This window comes from Pseudoalteromonas luteoviolacea, assembly GCF_021654285.1.
GTDB lineage: Bacteria > Pseudomonadota > Gammaproteobacteria > Enterobacterales > Alteromonadaceae > Pseudoalteromonas > Pseudoalteromonas luteoviolacea_J.
Map to the genome: position 1 here is coordinate 70,896 of NZ_JAKFZS010000019.1, position 16,698 is coordinate 87,593.

Below are 16,698 nucleotides of genomic sequence, written 5' to 3' on the forward strand. Positions count from 1 at the left end.
CGGTGCATTGCATCGCTTTTTTGGCATTAAAAATGGAAGTCATACAAATGCAATACCCATTACTTATTTCGACATTGGCTTTGGTCATTGCTTTGAGCGGATGTACTGATACACTTGAACAGAGCAAAATTTTACCAACCGACACTGAGCAAGTTAGTCACCATACGCCATATCAACCAGGTGACGATATCCCTGCAATGGCGTATATCGAACATCAAGAAGTGTACAACCCCGAGTCTGTGATTCCACCACAGTGCTATACCAAGACGGATGGTGTGAATAACCCATGTTATGCCTGTCACCAGTCGTATCATGATGAAAAAACGCGTCCTAATGTGATGAACGACGGTGATTTACAAGGTGATTATGCGTTTTCAGATCTCGGCTTAAAAAACCATTGGAAGAATCTGTTTATCGACCGTACGGATTTGATTAAAGGGATCTCAGATCAAGAAATTACTAACTGGATCGAACAGGACAACTATACACCTTTTATAGCTAAAATGAGCAAGCGCAGTGATTGGCGTGGCGAAGTAACACCACTTAAGAATTTAGCGTTTCCAGAAAAAGCGTTTGACGAGCTGGGATTTGCCCGTGACGGCAGCGGTTGGGTTGCATTTAACTATAAGCCTTTTCCAAGTACATTTTGGCCAACAAATGGTTCAACAGGGGACGTGATGATTAGGCTCCCACGCGGATTTCAAACCAAAGATGGCCTTTACAATCGGGGTATCTATCTAGCGAATTTGAGTCTGACCGAATTGGCTGTGAAAGGTTTGGAGGCCATTTCTGTACCGCGAATTTCAGAGCATGCTATTGGTCAAGATTTGAATGGAGATGGCAAGCTCAGTGATATTACTCACATAGTGAAGCAAGTACATTATATCGGAGATGCAGAAACGGAATTAGCGCATATGCTTTACCCAGAAGGCACTGAGTTTTTGCATACGGTACGTTATGTGGGCGTTGATGAACACGGTAAAATTTATAATGCACCTCGGCTCAAAGAGTTACGTTATATGAGAAAGCATAACTTTAAATCAAAAAGAGAAATCGCAGGCTCTTATTACCGAGAAGCAAAAGAAAAGGAATTTGAAAAGCTCCCTGTGACACTTTATGTGGGTGATAAAGGCGTAAATAATACATTTGGCTGGACGGTTAATGGTTACATAGAGGACAGTCGTGGCGAGCTGCGCCCTCAACATGCTCAAGAATTGGCATTTTGTAATGGTTGTCACAAGACTGTGGGGGCAACGTATGACCAAACATTTTCGTTTGCTCGTAAGGTTGAGGGTGCCGCTGGTTGGGGGTACATCAATCTAAAAACGCAAAAAGATGTGCCAAATGTAGGTGAAGAACACGGTGAGTTTTTGACGTATATGTCCCGAGTTGGCGGCGGTGATGAGTTTCGTCAAAACCAAGAGATGCTTAAAAAGTGGTTTACCGGCGGCAAGGTTGATATGCAAAAAGTACAAAAGGCAGTTAGCCTTTACGAGCTGATAACGCCTTCAAAAGAACGTGCACTGGCTTTAAATAAAGCGTATTTAACCATTGTGAGAGAGCAAAGTTATCTGTTTGGTCGTGATGCAACGCTAGTAAAAGCGAAAAATGTATTGGAAAACGTAGATGATTCACAGGCTCCACTGCAACAAGACAAGCAATTTAAATGGGATATGCAGCTAGATTGGTCTAAAAATTAATGGCTTTTAGATTGAAGCTATCAAAGAGCGTCATATGAACTTGGATCAGTGACGTTTCTTTGATGTATCAAGTGGCGATTTCACCATGAGATCATGATTTTACTTACTGAATGGTTAAGCTGGGGTTGAATACATAATAATGAGCTCTCTTACTTACTTTTCAAGGTGTATTTTCTTTAATTATGGGATTTTAGTACCTAGAGATCACAATTTTACTAAGGTAAAGTCGAAAAGATCATATTTTTACTAACTTAGCCGCAGGTAACTTGGTAAAAATCTGACTTATTATAAATGAGATCAGATTTTTACTAACTCATCCTAGTTAATCTATTCATTTATCTATTAAGTAGAAGAAAACCAACAGTTTTCAGTATACTGTTGCCCTCTTTATAGTCTCATAGATCACAAATTTACTAACTTACCTGCCGTTCTAGAAATTAGAGATCACATTTTTATCAAGTCAACTTTTCTTAGATCAGATTTTTACTAACTTTTTATGTGCGATTGATGGTTGGGATCAGTTTTTTACTAGCTGGTGATGCTTTCATTGAATCATAGATCATATTTTTACTAACTAAATCGGATGTGAATAGGCCGAAATAGGTAACGAAGGCGAGGTTGTCCAAACAAAGCTAGTAAAATGATGATCTGAGCGGCTGATAATTGATATATCAGCCGCCAAATAGTACTAACTAATGATAGTCAGTATGGTTAGAAGGCTTGTTAGCGCGGGAAGTAAGTAAAATAATGATCTTAACCAGTGTGTTTTATATGTCATCAGCAGTGAAATCACTAAAACAGACAACGCCATTTGCCCACAAAATATTAAGCTACCATATCCAATTGCTTGTGAAAGGTTCACGATAAAGCTTAGTAAAATAATGATCCAGGCACCATAGCTAAAACGCTGGGTTATGGTTTGATTTGGGCGAACACCAAACACACTTTTATAGTGAGCCGTTTTAGCCATTGCAAATCCATAAAACGCACTGAAACACAGAAGGGTGGCTAAGCTGTAGATCATGCTTTTTGCTCCTTACCTGCGGGACGTTTTTGGCGATTAGTTGATTTGACCTGATTTGCTTTAAGCCCGAGCTTGTTTCCTTGGAAGAAAAAAACCGCTGCAGTCGCTAAAAATACAAGGTCAAAGCTTGCTAAAATCCATTTGCTATCCATCAAATAGGTGACTAGATTGCCATTTGTTGTAAGGGCATTGCAAATTGGTAGTAATAGCCAGACTATCGCATTCAAATAAGCGAAACCTTGCCATGCGCGTTTAGCGCGCCAAAGCCCTGCTACTACTGCACTAACGAGCCAAATTAAAAAGAAAGCGAGTATTTCTTTATCTGCTCGGCCCGCGATATCCGCTGGTAAAAGCCTATTTGCGTAGAAAAAACCAGCAGTTGCCAGTGGCAAGCCCATTATCGTGCCTAAGTTTAAAGCCTCCACTAATTTAAGCCCAAAGCTAGGTGATTGATTTGGTTTTAAGCGCTCTCTTATGCGTTTAGCCCACATAATACAGCCCGTGGCAATCATTATGCAGCCCGCAATACCACAAATAAAATACAACCAACGTAAGCCTGGGTGAGCGAGCCTACCGCTATGCACTGCAATCATGCCTCCATATAGTACTTCACCGCCGCTTGGATCAAGACGCGCTGTTTTTATCAGTTCTCCTGAGGCCGCAGAGTATTGCCAATACGGATATTCATCACGAATTAAAGTGCCATTGTCACCATAAATTTTGATTGTCGCACTGATACTACTTGGGTGGTCAACGATCACGCGCTTTATTTTTTGATCCGGCCAGTTTTGATGAAAGTGTGCAAAAGCGGCATCGAAAGCGGGTGAGTTAAGTGCTTGCTCAGACTTTTCTATACGCTGACGTTCGGGATAAAAGTCCGCTCTGAACCCTTTTACGCCATCTTCGTATAGTGTATTTGCTGGATCTGGGAATAGCATAAATATCAAAGTGACCAATCCTGTATAGGTGATCATAAGGTGAAAAGGTAACGCCAGTACTGATGACAAGTTGTGTGCATCAAGCCATGCTCTTACGCCTTTTTGTGGTCTAAATTGGAATAAGTCTTTGAAGATACGTTTATGGATCACAATGCCGGAGATGAGTGCGATGAGCATAAATAGCGATGCAAAACAGACTAACCAGCGAGCGAGTTTGCGGTCCATATAGTGTAAATCGAAATGTAATCGATAGAAAAAGTTACCGCCTCGAGTCTCTACCATCCCTTCAATTGGATTGAGTGTGTTTGGATCTAGCTGCTCATCTATCCACTTGTCTCTTTGTCCATCGGGTTGGCTATGTCGATGAGATACATGTACTTCAGGCTGCCTTGGTGAAGGAAGCCCTATCCACCACCTATTTGCATCAGGTGCTTTGTTTTGTAAGTAATCCAAACCGGTATTAATTAACGTGGCTTGTTCAACTTTGGGTTGCTCAATTTTGTGTACCGCAGGCTGATTCCATAAGCTAATTTCGTGTCGAAAAAAACTAATCGTGCCAGCAAAGAAAATTAAAAATAATAGCCAACATAGCAAAAGACCAACCCAAGTATGAAGCCAAGTCATTGAGCGAAAAAAAGTGTCTTTCATATACTTCCCTGAACAAAATTGGTGATTAGCGCAATGACGCCGGTGCTAATGATTAAAGCGACCCAGACCTTTATCAAGGAGCGAGCGGCAAAAGCAGCGATAAATACACAGCTATAAATTAAGATGCTAAGACAAACACTGTATAAAACGGCATCTACTTTACTGGTTGGAAGCAGGAGGCTTAACAGCGAAATACAGTAGGCTGTAAAGAAGTAACCGCCCAAAATTGCCGCACAAAATCGGGACGCAACGCTCAACCTGTATTGAAAAGTCAAAGCATTATCGGCTTGTGACATAACGTTCCTAAATTTTTTTATCAGATCAGTGATTATCTACGAATAGTTTTGTAAATAACAGTAATTATCATTATTAAATGCGCTAAATGCACAATGATTCAGGTTTAAAGAAAAGCGTTAAAGCTTTAGCTACAAGAAAGAGAAAAAATTAATTTATTGGTAATGTTTATTCTTTTTTAATGGATTATTTTATTCTTGAAAATGGTGAGTATTTTTAATTTAATTGAAAAAATGTGTAGCTGATTGAATTACTTTCTGATTTAACCGGTCTATTAAAGCAATCACTAGTCAGCCTTTTTGGTTCATGAAAGTTGAATTATGACATTACTTGATGACATTGCCGCTTGTCGTTTGTGCCAAGCACACTTTGACCATACACCTTCACCGGTTATTCAAGGTAGCAAAAATGCGAAGATATTAATTGCGGGTCAAGCTCCCAGTTTGACAGTACATAAAACTGGTAAACCATTTAACGATGCAAGTGGAAAAAAGTTAAGGTCTTGGTTAGGTGTGACTGAACTGCAGTTTTATGATCCAGCGCTATTTGCCATTGTGCCTATGGCATTTTGTTACCCCGGGAAGGGAAAAAGTGGAGATAAGGCGCCACCCAAGCTCTGTGCTAAAACATGGCGGGAAAAAGTATTGTGTGAGTTTAATCATATCCAACTGACGGTCTTAATAGGCCAGTATGCACAGGCATATCATTTAGATAGTTTTACCAATGTGACTGATACTGTGCAGCAATGGCAAAGCTATATGCCAACCCAGATCCCATTGCCGCATCCAAGCCCACGAAACCATCATTGGCTGAAACGAAATCCATGGTTTGAGATCAATGCAATTCCTGCATTAAAAAATCGTGTCTCAGACATTTTAATGAGTTAAACCTAGTGTAAGTCATCTCAAAGGAGTTGCGAATTTGCTATACATCTACCATAATCGCCAAGTACTTTGGTTTACAAAAAATAACATTTTAATTCAAAGGAACTGATAATGATTTATCATCTATCGGGATGGATCTCGGTATTGATTTCGATTTTTGCCATCTACCCTAGTTACCAGCCGGGTGCACATTCCGTCATTGGATTTTATTTGTGTTTATTTGCACTCTTAGTGTCTGCATTTGCAAGTCACCTAGGCCACTCGCTTTATTATCGCGCTGTATTCTCGTTATCCATCGTGAATGTGTTATTTGTCAATGATGGAACGAATATCTCCTTACTTACCAGTGAAAATGATTGGGTCTATATTGGATCGATGTATGGAATATACATTGTTGTGAGCACCATATGTGGATTTTTAGTGAGCAGAGAAGACTTATTGGGCAATTCAATACGTAGAAAAGAGTCTAAGAGACCACATAAACGAACGGCTTAAAGCTGTGTTCAGACATTAATATTTTTATTGTAAAGGGATGTGAAAATTTTATTTTTTGCATTTGTTTACATTGAATTGTAATTTTTATGTGCACTTTTTTGACAATTGATGCAGTGATACTACAAAACGGTCCTGCATTGATTCTGTCTACTCAGTCTATGTGTCACAAACATTACCTTAGATCAAACTTGTCCTAAACTGGGATTGTAAGGCTATCATTTATGTTGATAGAGTCTTGCTGATCTGGAATATGAGACTTAGGGGGAAATATGTATTGGGGGTTAATCGTTGTGGTCGTTCTGGCTGGTTTGTGGTTACACAACCGCTATAGCTCCGAGTCTCAAGATTTTCCGCCACTTGAGACTGACCCAAATGATCCATTAGTGCTAGAAGCGGTAGAGCTTGCTAAAGCGACATTGGATGAATTTTTAGCGCTGTTTCTAAGGTATCCAAATGATGCTTTCGTTAAGCTTGGCTTTGAGAGTGATGGTGGTGTGGTTGAGCATTTAGGTGCACATGTAGAGGCGATCAAAGGAAATGAAGTGAGTGTTTTCTTAGTTACTCCGCCTATTACACATGAAGGTAAAATGGCGCACAACTATGTATGCCAGCTACAAGATATAGAGGATTGGCAGATCACTGACAGTGATGGCAATATCTATGGTGGATTTATTCAGCGAGCTATGTTTACTATCGCTGAGCGCGAAGGCATTGCTTTGCCGCCGGAGCTTAAAGCAATGCAAAATAAATATGTGGATGTTTAAGGTTGCTCTGCAAAGTCTTTAAGAGCTTGGCCTGTTAATCGATAAATGATCCACTCATCTTGCGGTTCTGCGCCTATACTTTGGTAAAAATCGATGGCAGATTTGTTCCAATCTAAAACTACCCACTCAAAGCGTCCACAGTCTTTTTGTATCGCGGTTTGAGCTAGGTGTTTCATGATGGCTTTGCCGGCACCTGCGCCACGTTTATCTTGTGTAACGTACAAATCTTCGAGATATAGGCCGTATTTACCTAACCATGTTGAATAGTTGAAGAAGTAGACGGCGAATCCAATAGCTTCTCCATCTTGCTCGCAAATAAGCGCGTGTGCTCTTACGTCATCACCAAAAAGTTTCTGTTCGATATCTTGCACAGTGTTTTTAACTGCGTCAGGCTCTTTTTCATAAATCGCTAATTCATTGATGAAGTGCAAAATAGTGCCTGCATCTTGGATCTCTGCAGGACGGATAGAAATACTCATGGTTGTTAATCCCTGTTTGACTTAGTTGCTCATCAGTGTACTGTTAAGTTACACATGAATAAAGTGCATAATTTGCACTTACTGCATGCATGATTTACATGGAAAACATACCAAATATAGATTTAAATCTACTCAAACTATTTGCTGTTTTGTATCAAACAGGCTCAGTAACACAAACGGCTAGTATTTTACATATGAGTCAATCTGCATGTAGTCATGCATTGACTCGTCTTCGCACAAGTCTTAATGATGAACTGTTTGTCAGAGAGAAAAATCAAATGTTGGCCACTGACTTTGCGAATAAGTTGGCGGCGGACGTGTTACCTGCATTTGAAGCTATTATATCTGGATTACAAGAATCAAAGCCGTTTGACCCCTCGCAGGTGGAGCGCTTAACGCTTGCTGCAACTGACTACACCGCGTGGTGTTTAAAACCATTTTTAAGTGATTTGTTAAGCCGATATCGCAACCTGTCAGTTCAGATTATTCAATTAGAAGAGCGGATCCCAGTTCAGGCATTAAAAGAGTGTAAGTTGGATCTGGTGTGTGGTTTTGAGCATCAACAAGAGACACTTGAAAGCCTAGCGCAACTTAATTGGTTTGAAGGCTCTTATGTTACGCTAAGCTGTAAAAGTCAAGCCTTGCCCCAGCAGCTGCCGCTGCACTTGTTTTTATCTAAGCCCCACGTACTGATTGCCCCTTGGAACGAAACGCGAGGCATTGTTGACCAAACGTTGGCGCAATCTAAAAAGTCCCGCAAGCTTGTATTGGCGACGCCTCATATGCTCGCTACGCCCGCACTTTTATCCGGCACAGACTGGCTACTGACATTGCCAGCTAAATATGCTGAACACGCCGCCAACATGCATCATTTATCAGTTCACCAGCCGCCTGTTAACGTGCCGAATTATCGAGTGAAGCTATACTGGCATAAAACGCGTCAAAAAGATCCTAAGTTATGTTGGTTTATAGCGCAGTTTTGCCAATTTTTTGAGTTGCAGACAGGGTCTAATTAGTCGCAAATGCGTTTGTATATTTTGTAAAAATGAAATGGTGGTAAATTGTCTAAGGTGAAGTGAACAATCCTGACCGCCGTTGCGTATAAGCTGTTGAACATAAATGATGGATTAAAAATGAAACAGTTTAAAAATAGCCTGCTGGCAATGCTGCTTTTAGTGAGTGGAATGGCCGTGAGTCAAGATAATAACGGACTAGACTTAACAAAAGGCATGACACAAGTAGGCCAAACGGCCCGTATGACGTATTTATTCTGGGATGTGTACGATATTAGCCTCTATTCCCCTTCTGGTAGTTATAATAGTCTCGCTCCTTTTGTGCTTCAACTCACCTATTTAAGAGATTTAGATGGTGAAGAGATAGCAAAGCGATCATTAGAAGAGATGCAGAAGCAAGGGTTCGATGATGAAGCGCTTGGTGCAAAATGGCTTTTGCAGATGAAACAAATTTTTCCTGATGTAACAGAAAACTACTCACTTTATGGTGTACGAGATGAAAACGGTGTAACACGTTTTTATGACTCTGAAAAGTTACTTGGGGAAATTTCAGATCAAAATTTTACTAAGTGGTTTTTCGATATATGGTTGAGTGAAAAAACCACAGAGCCAAAAATGCGCTTGAAGTTGCTAGGAGAAAAATAATGAAACTGGTTGTATTACTTTGCGCCTTAGTATTGCTATCGGCTTGTCGTAGCTCAGTACAAAGCGATGAATATCAAAATATGACGCCAAACATCGATGTGTATGATTTTTTTGATGGGCAGGTAAATGCATGGGGTATTGTGCAAAATCGCAGTGGTGAGTTGGTACAGCGTTTTAAAGTGCGTATTGATGGCTCAGTTAATGATGTTGGTGAACTGGTCTTGGATGAAGCCTTCACTTATGGCTATGGTGATGGTGTTAAGCAGCGTATCTGGACAATCAAAAATGATAATAATGGGTTTACAGGTAACGCACCGGATATTGCAACGACTGCTATTGGCACTGTATATGGTAACGCTTTGAGATGGCAATATGAGATGGATTTACCTGTCGATGATACCACTTACCGAGTTGTGTTTGACGATTGGGTGTGGGCTTTTGATAAGTGTACCTTGATGAATCGCTCCTACATTAAAAAGTTTGGTTTGGTGATGGCTGAGGTGACAATTTTCATGCAAAACACAGAAGTTAGCAAAGGCTGTACAGGGGCTTTACACCCATAACTAAGCCGTTTATCGTTTCATAAAGTGTGCATTTAGCCTGCACACTTTATACTATCTACAAGTCTTACCAACGAAAACTTTCAACACGTATATTGCGCGTACATTCAGCGTAAATTTATCCTGTTCCCTTTATATTCTTGCTCCACTCACTGACTGTGTTACGTTTGATTAGGATTATAAAATGGCGCCAGGAACGCATTTTTTATTGAGCTGGGCACTGTCCGCCACAGTTTTACAAAATCGGAGAAATCGTGTACTCGCTAGTCTCTCTGGGGTAGCGCCTGATTTAGATGGAATCGGGGTTGTTGTCGATCTCATCTTTGCCAAAACTAACCTGTATGGTAAATATCATCATGTATTAGGACATAATTTATTAGCTGCATTGTTGATAGCATCGATATGTGCTTTTTTAGCAAAGTCGCATAAGGTAAATATGTGGTGCCTGTCATTTATTTGTTTTCATTTACATATTATATGTGATGTGCTCGGTTCAAAAGGCCCTGACGGTTTTCAATGGCCTATTCAATACCTATATCCTTTTTCCACTGATTTTATTTTGATTTGGTCTGGGCAATGGGAATTAAATGCTTGGCAAAATCAATTGATAACTGTGTTGTTAGTATTGGTTTGCGTTTATATCAGCGCAATCAAGAAGATCTCATTTTTTGAGATATTTGGTCGCCGTATAAACGCTGAGGTGTTTAATATGTATGAAAAATACATAAAAAGGTGACAGGTTCATATCACGGTTTTTTACGCATATGCATGGGGATGTCAGTAGACTAGAGTTTACCCTGCATGTAGGCGTCAATTTCTTCTGCCATATGTGATTCAATATCGTCTTCTAAATCAGGCTTTGTCATATCATGCATTGAAATAAACTTATCAGCTTGTTCGGTGCTAAGCAGTTTGTTTTTTACTCTATATTCCCACTCTGGTAGGGTCTTATCATATCTGGGCACAACGCTCACTGTGGCGAACTGGTTCTGCCAAGGAGAAGCGTTTTCTTTTTTGCAAAATGCTTCGATATGATCTTTACCCTGCGGCCCCATGCAGCCTGGTTCTAATCGCAATTGTATATAGAGTAATAGGTCACTCATAAACACTCCAGCAGTATTGATTTCTTTGAGTTTAGACATTCCTAAAGATAATATAAATTTATTATCAGATAAAGGTATTGATATGACGCATAAAGCGGTTTAAGCATCACAGTGTAGCTGACGAAATTGCTGAGGGCTCATATGCGTCGTTTGGGTAAAGACTCGCCTAAATTGACGACTGCTGGAATATCCGCAGTGCTGTGCGACGAGTTCAATACTATGATTGCTGCGTTTCAACAGTTGCTGAGCATGGCCCACTTTGATGTGTTGAAGATACTCTCTTGGGGTTATTCCTAAATGAATGGAAAATAAGCGGCTCAATTGTCGCTGTGATAAACATGCTGTGTGGGCAAGTTGCGCCAAGGAGTAGTGTTTGTCGACGTTGCTGCACACCATATCTTGTACTTTATGAATGCCACGGTGCATATGATTACGATACTGAAGCCAGCTGCTGAGCTGAGGGTCTTGGCCAGTTCGACGGAAATAGACTAACATTTCTTGCGCTACTTGAGCACCGATATGCTCTGTAAACCGAGTACTAACAAAATAGATTGCCATGTCGATCCCCGAGCTAATCCCTGCGCTGCTTATGATATTGCCATCTTCAACAAAAATTCTATTGTCTAGTACTTGGCAGTTAGGAAAAGCGATACGCATTTTATTGATGAGTTGGTAATGCGTTGTGCACGATTTGGTGGCTAATAAACCTGCTTTTGCGGCCAGTATAGAGCCTGAACAAATTGTTAAAACTGTCTGTTTAGTGACAGTAGTTTTCAGCCAATGAATGGTTTGATCAGCATCTTGTGTCGTATATGCAGAAAATGCATCATGGCAGCCCGGAAGCACAATGATATCATCGCAAGCTAGTTCAGTGGGCAAAGGTGCTAGGTTATGCAGTTGCAGTCCGCCATCACAGTTAAGCTGTGTCGTCGCACTGATGTATTTTATTTCGAATTGTATGCCTAAGCGTTTGGTTTCTAAAAATACTTGCAATGGCCCTGCAAAATCCAAAGGCAGTGTATCTGCGAGTAATACAAAGTATATGATCACGATTGAGTGCTACCTATAACTTGCCTGATGAAAATGCATAGATAGTTTTTCATCAGGCAATATGATTCGTATGAATTTTAAAAAGTATACTATTTCACAGTATTAGTAATCACTGGGATCTTGAATGGAAGCAAAGCGCTTAGCAAGCACTAAATTGGTTTTGGCTTTAAGCTCCTCCGCTGGGTAGAGTTTATTAGTGATCGGACATTTCATGTCAAAGGTCAATGTAGCCTTGGTGACAAACTCAACATTAAAACCGAGATCGGAAGCGACCCTTGCTGTGGTTTCACAGCATTGTTCAGTTCGTATACCTGTGATCACGACTGTATCGATATTGTGGCGCTTCAGCCATGTTGCTAACCCGGTATCTGTAAAAGCATTATGTACTGATTTATAAAACACTTTTGTAAATGAGCTTGGTAAAAAGTCCATCGCTTTAACCAAGCCTGAAGCAGGGTTAAACGGACTGTCAGGCATATCTTCCCGGCTATGCAGTACTTTGATAATCGGTAAGTTAGCACTGTTAAAGTGTTCAACTAGGCTCCCTAGGTTTTTTTTGAAGTCGAGGAAATATTTTTCCTGCCAATAATCAGTTTCAAAAAAAGAATCTTGTGTATCAATAATGATAAGCGCTTTGTTCATAGAGTTTGTCCTATTACGGTTACGTTGTTGTGACCAGTTTAAAGAGTGAGGCAATGCGCGTAGATACCTATTCATGACAATCATAGGACAAAATAAGACACACTATAGTTGGGTGTATATTGTGCAGATTAATCGTTGACATAGATGATTAATGTATATACGTTTGTATATACAAATAGGGGTTGTAAATGGCAAAGAATAAAGACGCGCAACTTATTGTGCGGATCAATAAGGCCCAAAGAGATGAGTTTGTTGCTTTATGTAATGAGCTAGATACCAGCTCATCCAAAGAGATCAGAAAGTTTATCAAGCGGTTTGTAAATAAGCACAAGCTGAAGCAAAAGGCGCTAAAAGGAGATCAAAATGGCGAAAAAAGTAGAAGTGAAACAACTTAAAAAAGAAGTTAAGCAACGTATCAAAAAAATCGCAAAGCACGAAGCAAAGATCAAAAAGTTAAAAAAAGCGATTAAAAAAGCATAGTCACATGCAAAGTAATCAAAGGGCAGCGTAAGCTGCCCTTTTAGTTTGCGGTTAAGCACGATCGCTTGTCCCAATAAGTATATTTTGTTGTTTAGAATCATATTATGTGATGGTATGTTGGCATTTTATAATTTTTAAACTAGTGGCCTAGAAATGACTTGAACTTGCGAAAATTGCCATACTCACATTGATGATGATGCATTTGAGGTCTGTTGGAATTGCAGTTGTGTCAGGGGGGAGAAGCCTGTGAGAGCTAGCACTGCCGCTTTATGTTGTTTAAGGTGTGATATTCCACTCACATTTATTGGTACCAAAGAGTTCCATGAAGGGATGCGTTGGGGCGTGTTAGGTAATCTGGCCGAGTTCTTTGTCAATAAAGAGCACCTTGATATGTTTGCTTGCAAGCGCTGTGCAAAAGTCGAATTTTTCTTAGCTGGAAAACATCCTCATTAAAACCAACTCCACAGTAAAAACGAGTCTGCCTTGTAAGGCCATATGAGGTAATAATTAGTTTGTTATTTAGGCGAATCTGCTGATGAATTAAGTGTACCAAGATAACTTACCAGCCACTTTAATCTCGTTGATTTAAGCTGTGAGGGATGATCTTTTACAGCTTGCACTCAGTGCAATGATTTAATTAAATTGCTGCATAGTTGATTGATAATTTGCGGAGATAGGCCTTACAAACCTCGTGTGAGCATCTACACTTTAAGGTGAAGCGAGGAAACATATGATGCCTAAGTTCGCGTTTTACATAATGATGGTGTTGTTAGCGCAGTGTGCTGTTGCTAAAGGGCCTAACCTTGTTTGGTTCACAGAAGATTACCCGCCTTTTAATTATCATGTGAATGGCCAAGTTGAAGGTATTGCGATCCAAGCATTAAAGCTCGTTTATCGTGATTTAGGATGGAAATTCGATGACAACGAGGTGATGTTATTGCCTTGGCCTCGAGCTTATCAAATGACATTATCCAATAACAACGCTTGTATATTCTCAATGACTTACACTGAAGAGCGCGCAAGGCTGTTTCAATTTATTGGTCCTACGATGGATAACCATGTTGCCATCATTGGCCATAAAGAAACAGATTATCATTTACCGAACCTAAGAAGCATTGGCGACTTAAAAATTGGGGTAGTAAAAAATGACATTGGTCATCAGTTGTTACGTCAGTTGGGAGTTGATAAAGAGAGCTTGGTATTTTTGGCATCTGGCTTTGAGTTGGTACAAATGTTAAAGTTAAAACGCATCGATCTTATCGCGTATGGTGACGTTATTGCGCGTTATCAGTTTAAACGAGCAGGGATAAATCCTAAGCACTATCGCATTGTAATGCCGCTACGCTCATCTTATTTGGGATTTGCGTGTAATAAAGCGATAGATAAGCGCATTATCGATAAAATGAATGACGCGTTGAAAGTGATCAGAGGCCGTCAGCCTGAAATTTTTGATCCAGAATACTTTTACAGCCAAACTGAGTGAGCTGTGTGCTCACTCGAAATTGTTTGTGACTTATGCGCCAGGACCACACTCTAAGCAATGTTTGATAATGTCTGGGCCGAACTTTAATTTTGCATTGACGTTACGAAGCGCTGTTCTAACCCCTTCTTCAATGACTGGGTGGTAGAATGGCATATCGAGCATTTGCGGTACCGTCATCTTATTTTGCACAGCCCAAGCAAGTAAATGTGCAATGTGCTCTGCAGCTGGTCCAATAAACTCAGCGCCTAAAAATAAACCGGTCCCCTGCTCTGCATACACGCGCATGTGGCCTTTGTTTTTTAACATCACGCGGCTACGACCTTGGTTTTCGAAGCTAACTTCGCCGATTTCATAACAACCACACTCGCCGTAGTTAGCGGTCAATTGTGCATAATTATCGCCAACCATGCCTATTTGTGGATCGCTAAATACAGCAGCGATAGGTGTGCGGCGTAAACCATTTCTGATATCAGGAAAGCGTCCCGCATTCACACCAGCAATCGTGCCTTGATCAGCGGCTTCATGCAGCAATGGAATTTGGTCGCTGGCATCACCGGCGACAAATATGTGGCTATTTCCGCATTGCATAGTATGTGGATCAGCAATCGGCACGCCATGATCTTCCAGTTCTAAAGAGGTATTTTCCAGACCAAGTTGGTCCACATTCGGTACCCTACCTGTTGCAGCAAGCACGTAATCAAACTGCTCAGTTTGAGACTGACCTTGCTTGTCTACATAGGTTAATTGTGCTTTACCGTCTACCACCTTCATATCAGATACTTTTGCATCCGTATCGACATAAAACTCTTCAGCAAAAGCAGTATTGGCATAGTCTCTAATCACAGGATCTGTGAGTGGCCCAATATTACCACCTACACCGAATAATTTAACGTTTACACCGAGTCTATGCAGTGCTTGACCAAGCTCTAGGCCAATTACACCTGGGCCAAATACAGCAACAGACTCAGGTAAATCTTGCCAATCAAAAACATCATCATTGATGATAAGCTTGTCACCAAATGCCAAAAATGGGGGGGGAATATTTGGTCTAGAACCGGTTGCCACAACAAAGCGCTTAGCTGCAATAATGGTGTGATCATCAATTTGCACGCGGTGGTCATCAAGAAACTTAGCGTGACCAATGATACGGTCTTCAGCAGGCAACTCTTCTACAGCTTCAACAACAAATCCGACAAAGCGATCTCTTTCACTGCGTACACGGGCCATCACCGCTTTACCATCAATCTTTGCAGGTTCTGACATGACGCCAAACTGAGGAGCTTGTTCAACATGATGTGCTGCCTCTGCAGCGGCGATTAACAGTTTACTTGGCATACAGCCTACACGTGCGCAAGTTGTACCATATTTACCGGACTCAATCATAAGCACGTTGGGGGTATATTGTTTTGCATTACGATAAGCACTTAGGCCAGCAGTACCTGCACCAATCACAACGACATCTGTTTCAAGCTGTTTCATTATTACCTCACTAAAGATTGGAAATGTGGTTTAGAGGGGCTGTCATGCCCCTTTACAGTGCTGTTATTTAGTTGTTTTCAAAGTAAGTTGTTAAATCATCTGAGCCGCCAATGTGCGCGCCGCCAATGAATACCTGTGGTACAGTTTCACGTCCGGATAGTGCTTTTAAGCTGGTTAAGCTTGCTTGCTGGCCCAGTACCAACTCTTCATAAGCTAGGCCTTTTTCACTAAGTAGCGCTTTTGCTTTGGCACAGAAAGGACAGCCAGGTTTAGTAATAATTGAAACCGGTTCTGGCTTTTTCTGATTTGGGTTGATGTATTCAAGCATGGTATCTGCATCTGATACTTCAAACGGGTCGCCCGGTAAATCTGGTTCGATGAACATTTTCTCGATAACGCCATCTTTAACTAACATTGCGTATCTCCAGCTGCGCTTGCCGAAGCCAAGGTCACTCTTGTCTACCAGCATGCCCATGCCATCTGTGAACTCGCCATTGCCATCTGGGATAAGCGTTACATTTTCTGCTTCTTGGTCTTTTGCCCAAGCGTTCATGACAAAAGTATCGTTGACAGACATACAAATAATGTCATCTACGCCATTTTGCTTGAACACATTTGCCAGCTCGTTGTAACGAGGTAAGTGTGTTGAAGAGCATGTTGGTGTAAACGCACCTGGTAGTGAAAACACGATAACAGTTTTGCCTTTGAATAATTCGTCAGATGTGATGTGTTGGAATTCTTCACCTACGCGAACTGGGAAAGTAACTGATGGTACGTTTTGGCCTTCAATATTGTTTAGCATTTTATATTCTCCTCGAAAGTTGATGGAGCTATTATGTCGCCGGAACGATAATTTGTATATTTGATTGAATTAATCGAACCAATCAAAAAAATTGATTGATTGATTTTGCTCTTATCAAAATATAGACGTTAAATGACAAATTGATTAGGGGCGTATCAACTAAGGTACGCCTTTAATATGGAGAAACGAAAAGCGGCCACTGAATTAAGACCGCA

General features: G+C 40.7%; 20 protein-coding genes. 11 read left to right on the forward strand and 9 right to left on the reverse strand.

Annotated features, from left to right (window positions below; translation table 11 throughout):
- Positions 1–47: 47 nt before the first annotated feature.
- On the forward strand, positions 48–1,700 hold the full coding sequence (locus tag L1077_RS17680; RefSeq protein ID WP_440589550.1) for a hypothetical protein: 1,653 nt from the start codon (positions 48–50) through the stop codon (positions 1,698–1,700).
- A gap of 688 nt (positions 1,701–2,388) precedes the next feature.
- Here the strand turns inward: L1077_RS17680 and L1077_RS17685 are convergent.
- The 3 genes from L1077_RS17685 to L1077_RS17695 are packed head-to-tail and all read right to left on the reverse strand — an operon-like array spanning position 2,389 to position 4,606.
- Positions 2,389–2,724: a DUF3325 domain-containing protein gene (locus L1077_RS17685; protein ID WP_237138285.1), complete on the reverse strand. Its 336-nt coding sequence runs from the start codon at positions 2,722–2,724 to the stop codon at positions 2,389–2,391.
- Entirely contained in the window at positions 2,721–4,310 is a 1,590-nt protein-coding gene (locus L1077_RS17690; protein WP_237138286.1) for a PepSY-associated TM helix domain-containing protein, read from the reverse strand. The genes L1077_RS17685 and L1077_RS17690 overlap by 4 nt, the downstream gene beginning before the upstream one ends.
- Positions 4,307–4,606, reverse strand: a complete 300-nt coding sequence (locus tag L1077_RS17695) for a hypothetical protein (RefSeq protein ID WP_237138287.1) — start codon at positions 4,604–4,606, stop codon at positions 4,307–4,309. The genes L1077_RS17690 and L1077_RS17695 overlap by 4 nt, the downstream gene beginning before the upstream one ends.
- 318 nt (positions 4,607–4,924) lie before the next feature.
- On the opposite strand from L1077_RS17695, the gene L1077_RS17700 reads away from it, so the two are divergent.
- The 3 genes from L1077_RS17700 (at position 4,925) to L1077_RS17710 (ending at position 6,747) form a co-directional block, all read left to right on the forward strand.
- Positions 4,925–5,491, forward strand: coding sequence for a uracil-DNA glycosylase family protein (locus L1077_RS17700; RefSeq protein WP_237138288.1), 567 nt, complete (start codon positions 4,925–4,927; stop codon positions 5,489–5,491).
- Positions 5,492–5,599: 108 nt separating this feature from the next.
- Complete coding sequence (locus tag L1077_RS17705) at positions 5,600–5,983, forward strand: hypothetical protein (protein ID WP_237138289.1); 384 nt, start codon at positions 5,600–5,602, stop codon at positions 5,981–5,983.
- Between the two features lie 269 nt (positions 5,984–6,252).
- Positions 6,253–6,747 (forward strand): DUF2314 domain-containing protein, encoded by a 495-nt coding sequence (locus L1077_RS17710; protein ID WP_237138290.1) that lies wholly within the window; start codon positions 6,253–6,255, stop codon positions 6,745–6,747.
- On the opposite strand, the gene L1077_RS17715 is transcribed toward L1077_RS17710, so the two are convergent.
- Positions 6,744–7,226, reverse strand: a complete 483-nt coding sequence (locus tag L1077_RS17715; protein WP_237138291.1) for a GNAT family N-acetyltransferase — start codon at positions 7,224–7,226, stop codon at positions 6,744–6,746. The genes L1077_RS17710 and L1077_RS17715 overlap by 4 nt on opposite strands.
- Before the next feature lie 98 nt (positions 7,227–7,324).
- Here L1077_RS17715 and L1077_RS17720 point away from each other — a divergent pair, with 98 nt between their 5' ends.
- From L1077_RS17720 to L1077_RS17735, 4 genes are all read left to right on the forward strand, one after another.
- On the forward strand, positions 7,325–8,242 hold the full coding sequence (locus L1077_RS17720; protein WP_237138292.1) for a LysR family transcriptional regulator: 918 nt from the start codon (positions 7,325–7,327) through the stop codon (positions 8,240–8,242).
- A 117-nt stretch (positions 8,243–8,359) separates the two neighbouring features.
- Positions 8,360–8,884 carry a chalcone isomerase family protein gene (locus L1077_RS17725; protein WP_237138293.1) on the forward strand — a complete coding sequence of 175 codons (525 nt, stop codon included), beginning with the start codon at positions 8,360–8,362 and terminating at the stop codon, positions 8,882–8,884.
- The gene (locus L1077_RS17730) at positions 8,884–9,447 is read left to right on the forward strand and encodes a DUF3833 family protein (protein ID WP_237138294.1); all 564 of its coding nucleotides are present in this window, start codon (positions 8,884–8,886) and stop codon (positions 9,445–9,447) included. Before L1077_RS17725 ends, L1077_RS17730 begins: the two co-directional genes overlap by 1 nt.
- Positions 9,448–9,628: 181 nt before the next feature.
- The gene (locus L1077_RS17735) at positions 9,629–10,180 is read left to right on the forward strand and encodes a metal-dependent hydrolase (RefSeq protein WP_237138295.1); all 552 of its coding nucleotides are present in this window, start codon (positions 9,629–9,631) and stop codon (positions 10,178–10,180) included.
- 49 nt (positions 10,181–10,229) lie between these two features.
- Here L1077_RS17735 and L1077_RS17740 read toward each other — a convergent pair whose 3' ends face one another.
- The 3 genes from L1077_RS17740 to L1077_RS17750 form a co-directional block, all read right to left on the reverse strand.
- A complete protein-coding gene (locus L1077_RS17740; protein WP_237138296.1) occupies positions 10,230–10,547 on the reverse strand; it encodes a hypothetical protein in 318 nt (105 codons plus the stop codon).
- A 99-nt stretch (positions 10,548–10,646) separates the two neighbouring features.
- Complete coding sequence (locus tag L1077_RS27635) at positions 10,647–11,597, reverse strand: GlxA family transcriptional regulator (RefSeq protein ID WP_237138297.1); 951 nt, start codon at positions 11,595–11,597, stop codon at positions 10,647–10,649.
- A gap of 102 nt (positions 11,598–11,699) precedes the next feature.
- On the reverse strand, positions 11,700–12,239 hold the full coding sequence (locus L1077_RS17750) for an isochorismatase family protein (RefSeq protein WP_237138298.1): 540 nt from the start codon (positions 12,237–12,239) through the stop codon (positions 11,700–11,702).
- A gap of 188 nt (positions 12,240–12,427) precedes the next feature.
- Here L1077_RS17750 and L1077_RS17755 point away from each other — a divergent pair, with 188 nt between their 5' ends.
- The 3 genes from L1077_RS17755 (at position 12,428) to L1077_RS17765 (ending at position 14,202) form a co-directional block, all read left to right on the forward strand.
- The gene (locus L1077_RS17755) at positions 12,428–12,634 is read left to right on the forward strand and encodes a hypothetical protein (protein WP_237138299.1); all 207 of its coding nucleotides are present in this window, start codon (positions 12,428–12,430) and stop codon (positions 12,632–12,634) included.
- Positions 12,635–12,965: 331 nt separating this feature from the next.
- The gene (locus L1077_RS17760) at positions 12,966–13,172 is read left to right on the forward strand and encodes a hypothetical protein (RefSeq protein ID WP_237138300.1); all 207 of its coding nucleotides are present in this window, start codon (positions 12,966–12,968) and stop codon (positions 13,170–13,172) included.
- A gap of 277 nt (positions 13,173–13,449) precedes the next feature.
- Entirely contained in the window at positions 13,450–14,202 is a 753-nt protein-coding gene (locus tag L1077_RS17765) for a substrate-binding periplasmic protein (protein WP_237138301.1), read from the forward strand.
- Between the two features lie 30 nt (positions 14,203–14,232).
- Here the strand turns inward: L1077_RS17765 and L1077_RS17770 are convergent, their stop codons facing one another.
- Together L1077_RS17770 and L1077_RS17775 are read right to left on the reverse strand one after the other, a co-directional pair.
- Positions 14,233–15,681: a dihydrolipoyl dehydrogenase gene (locus tag L1077_RS17770; RefSeq protein ID WP_237138302.1), complete on the reverse strand. Its 1,449-nt coding sequence runs from the start codon at positions 15,679–15,681 to the stop codon at positions 14,233–14,235.
- A 67-nt stretch (positions 15,682–15,748) separates the two neighbouring features.
- Positions 15,749–16,483 (reverse strand): glutathione peroxidase, encoded by a 735-nt coding sequence (locus tag L1077_RS17775; RefSeq protein WP_237138303.1) that lies wholly within the window; start codon positions 16,481–16,483, stop codon positions 15,749–15,751.
- Positions 16,484–16,698: the final 215 nt, after the last annotated feature.

Excerpts from the sequence above, each read along its gene's own strand:
- L1077_RS17705 (WP_237138289.1), top strand. The coding sequence starts at position 5,600 with ATGATTTATCATCTATCGGGATGGATCTCGGTATTGATTTCGATTTTT.
- L1077_RS17750 (WP_237138298.1), bottom strand. The coding sequence starts at position 12,239 with ATGAACAAAGCGCTTATCATTATTGATACACAAGATTCTTTTTTTGAA.
- L1077_RS17740 (WP_237138296.1), bottom strand. The coding sequence starts at position 10,547 with ATGAGTGACCTATTACTCTATATACAATTGCGATTAGAACCAGGCTGC.
- L1077_RS17710 (WP_237138290.1), top strand. The coding sequence starts at position 6,253 with ATGTATTGGGGGTTAATCGTTGTGGTCGTTCTGGCTGGTTTGTGGTTA.
- L1077_RS17720 (WP_237138292.1), top strand. The coding sequence starts at position 7,325 with ATGGAAAACATACCAAATATAGATTTAAATCTACTCAAACTATTTGCT.
- L1077_RS17685 (WP_237138285.1), bottom strand. The coding sequence starts at position 2,724 with ATGATCTACAGCTTAGCCACCCTTCTGTGTTTCAGTGCGTTTTATGGA.
- L1077_RS17680 (WP_440589550.1), top strand. The coding sequence starts at position 48 with ATGCAATACCCATTACTTATTTCGACATTGGCTTTGGTCATTGCTTTG.
- L1077_RS17735 (WP_237138295.1), top strand. The coding sequence starts at position 9,629 with ATGGCGCCAGGAACGCATTTTTTATTGAGCTGGGCACTGTCCGCCACA.
- L1077_RS17755 (WP_237138299.1), top strand. The coding sequence starts at position 12,428 with ATGGCAAAGAATAAAGACGCGCAACTTATTGTGCGGATCAATAAGGCC.
- L1077_RS17765 (WP_237138301.1), top strand. The coding sequence starts at position 13,450 with ATGATGCCTAAGTTCGCGTTTTACATAATGATGGTGTTGTTAGCGCAG.
- L1077_RS17695 (WP_237138287.1), bottom strand. The coding sequence starts at position 4,606 with ATGTCACAAGCCGATAATGCTTTGACTTTTCAATACAGGTTGAGCGTT.
- L1077_RS17715 (WP_237138291.1), bottom strand. The coding sequence starts at position 7,226 with ATGAGTATTTCTATCCGTCCTGCAGAGATCCAAGATGCAGGCACTATT.
- L1077_RS17725 (WP_237138293.1), top strand. The coding sequence starts at position 8,360 with ATGAAACAGTTTAAAAATAGCCTGCTGGCAATGCTGCTTTTAGTGAGT.
- L1077_RS17730 (WP_237138294.1), top strand. The coding sequence starts at position 8,884 with ATGAAACTGGTTGTATTACTTTGCGCCTTAGTATTGCTATCGGCTTGT.
- L1077_RS17775 (WP_237138303.1), bottom strand. The coding sequence starts at position 16,483 with ATGCTAAACAATATTGAAGGCCAAAACGTACCATCAGTTACTTTCCCA.
- L1077_RS17690 (WP_237138286.1), bottom strand. The coding sequence starts at position 4,310 with ATGAAAGACACTTTTTTTCGCTCAATGACTTGGCTTCATACTTGGGTT.
- L1077_RS17770 (WP_237138302.1), bottom strand. The coding sequence starts at position 15,681 with ATGAAACAGCTTGAAACAGATGTCGTTGTGATTGGTGCAGGTACTGCT.
- L1077_RS17700 (WP_237138288.1), top strand. The coding sequence starts at position 4,925 with ATGACATTACTTGATGACATTGCCGCTTGTCGTTTGTGCCAAGCACAC.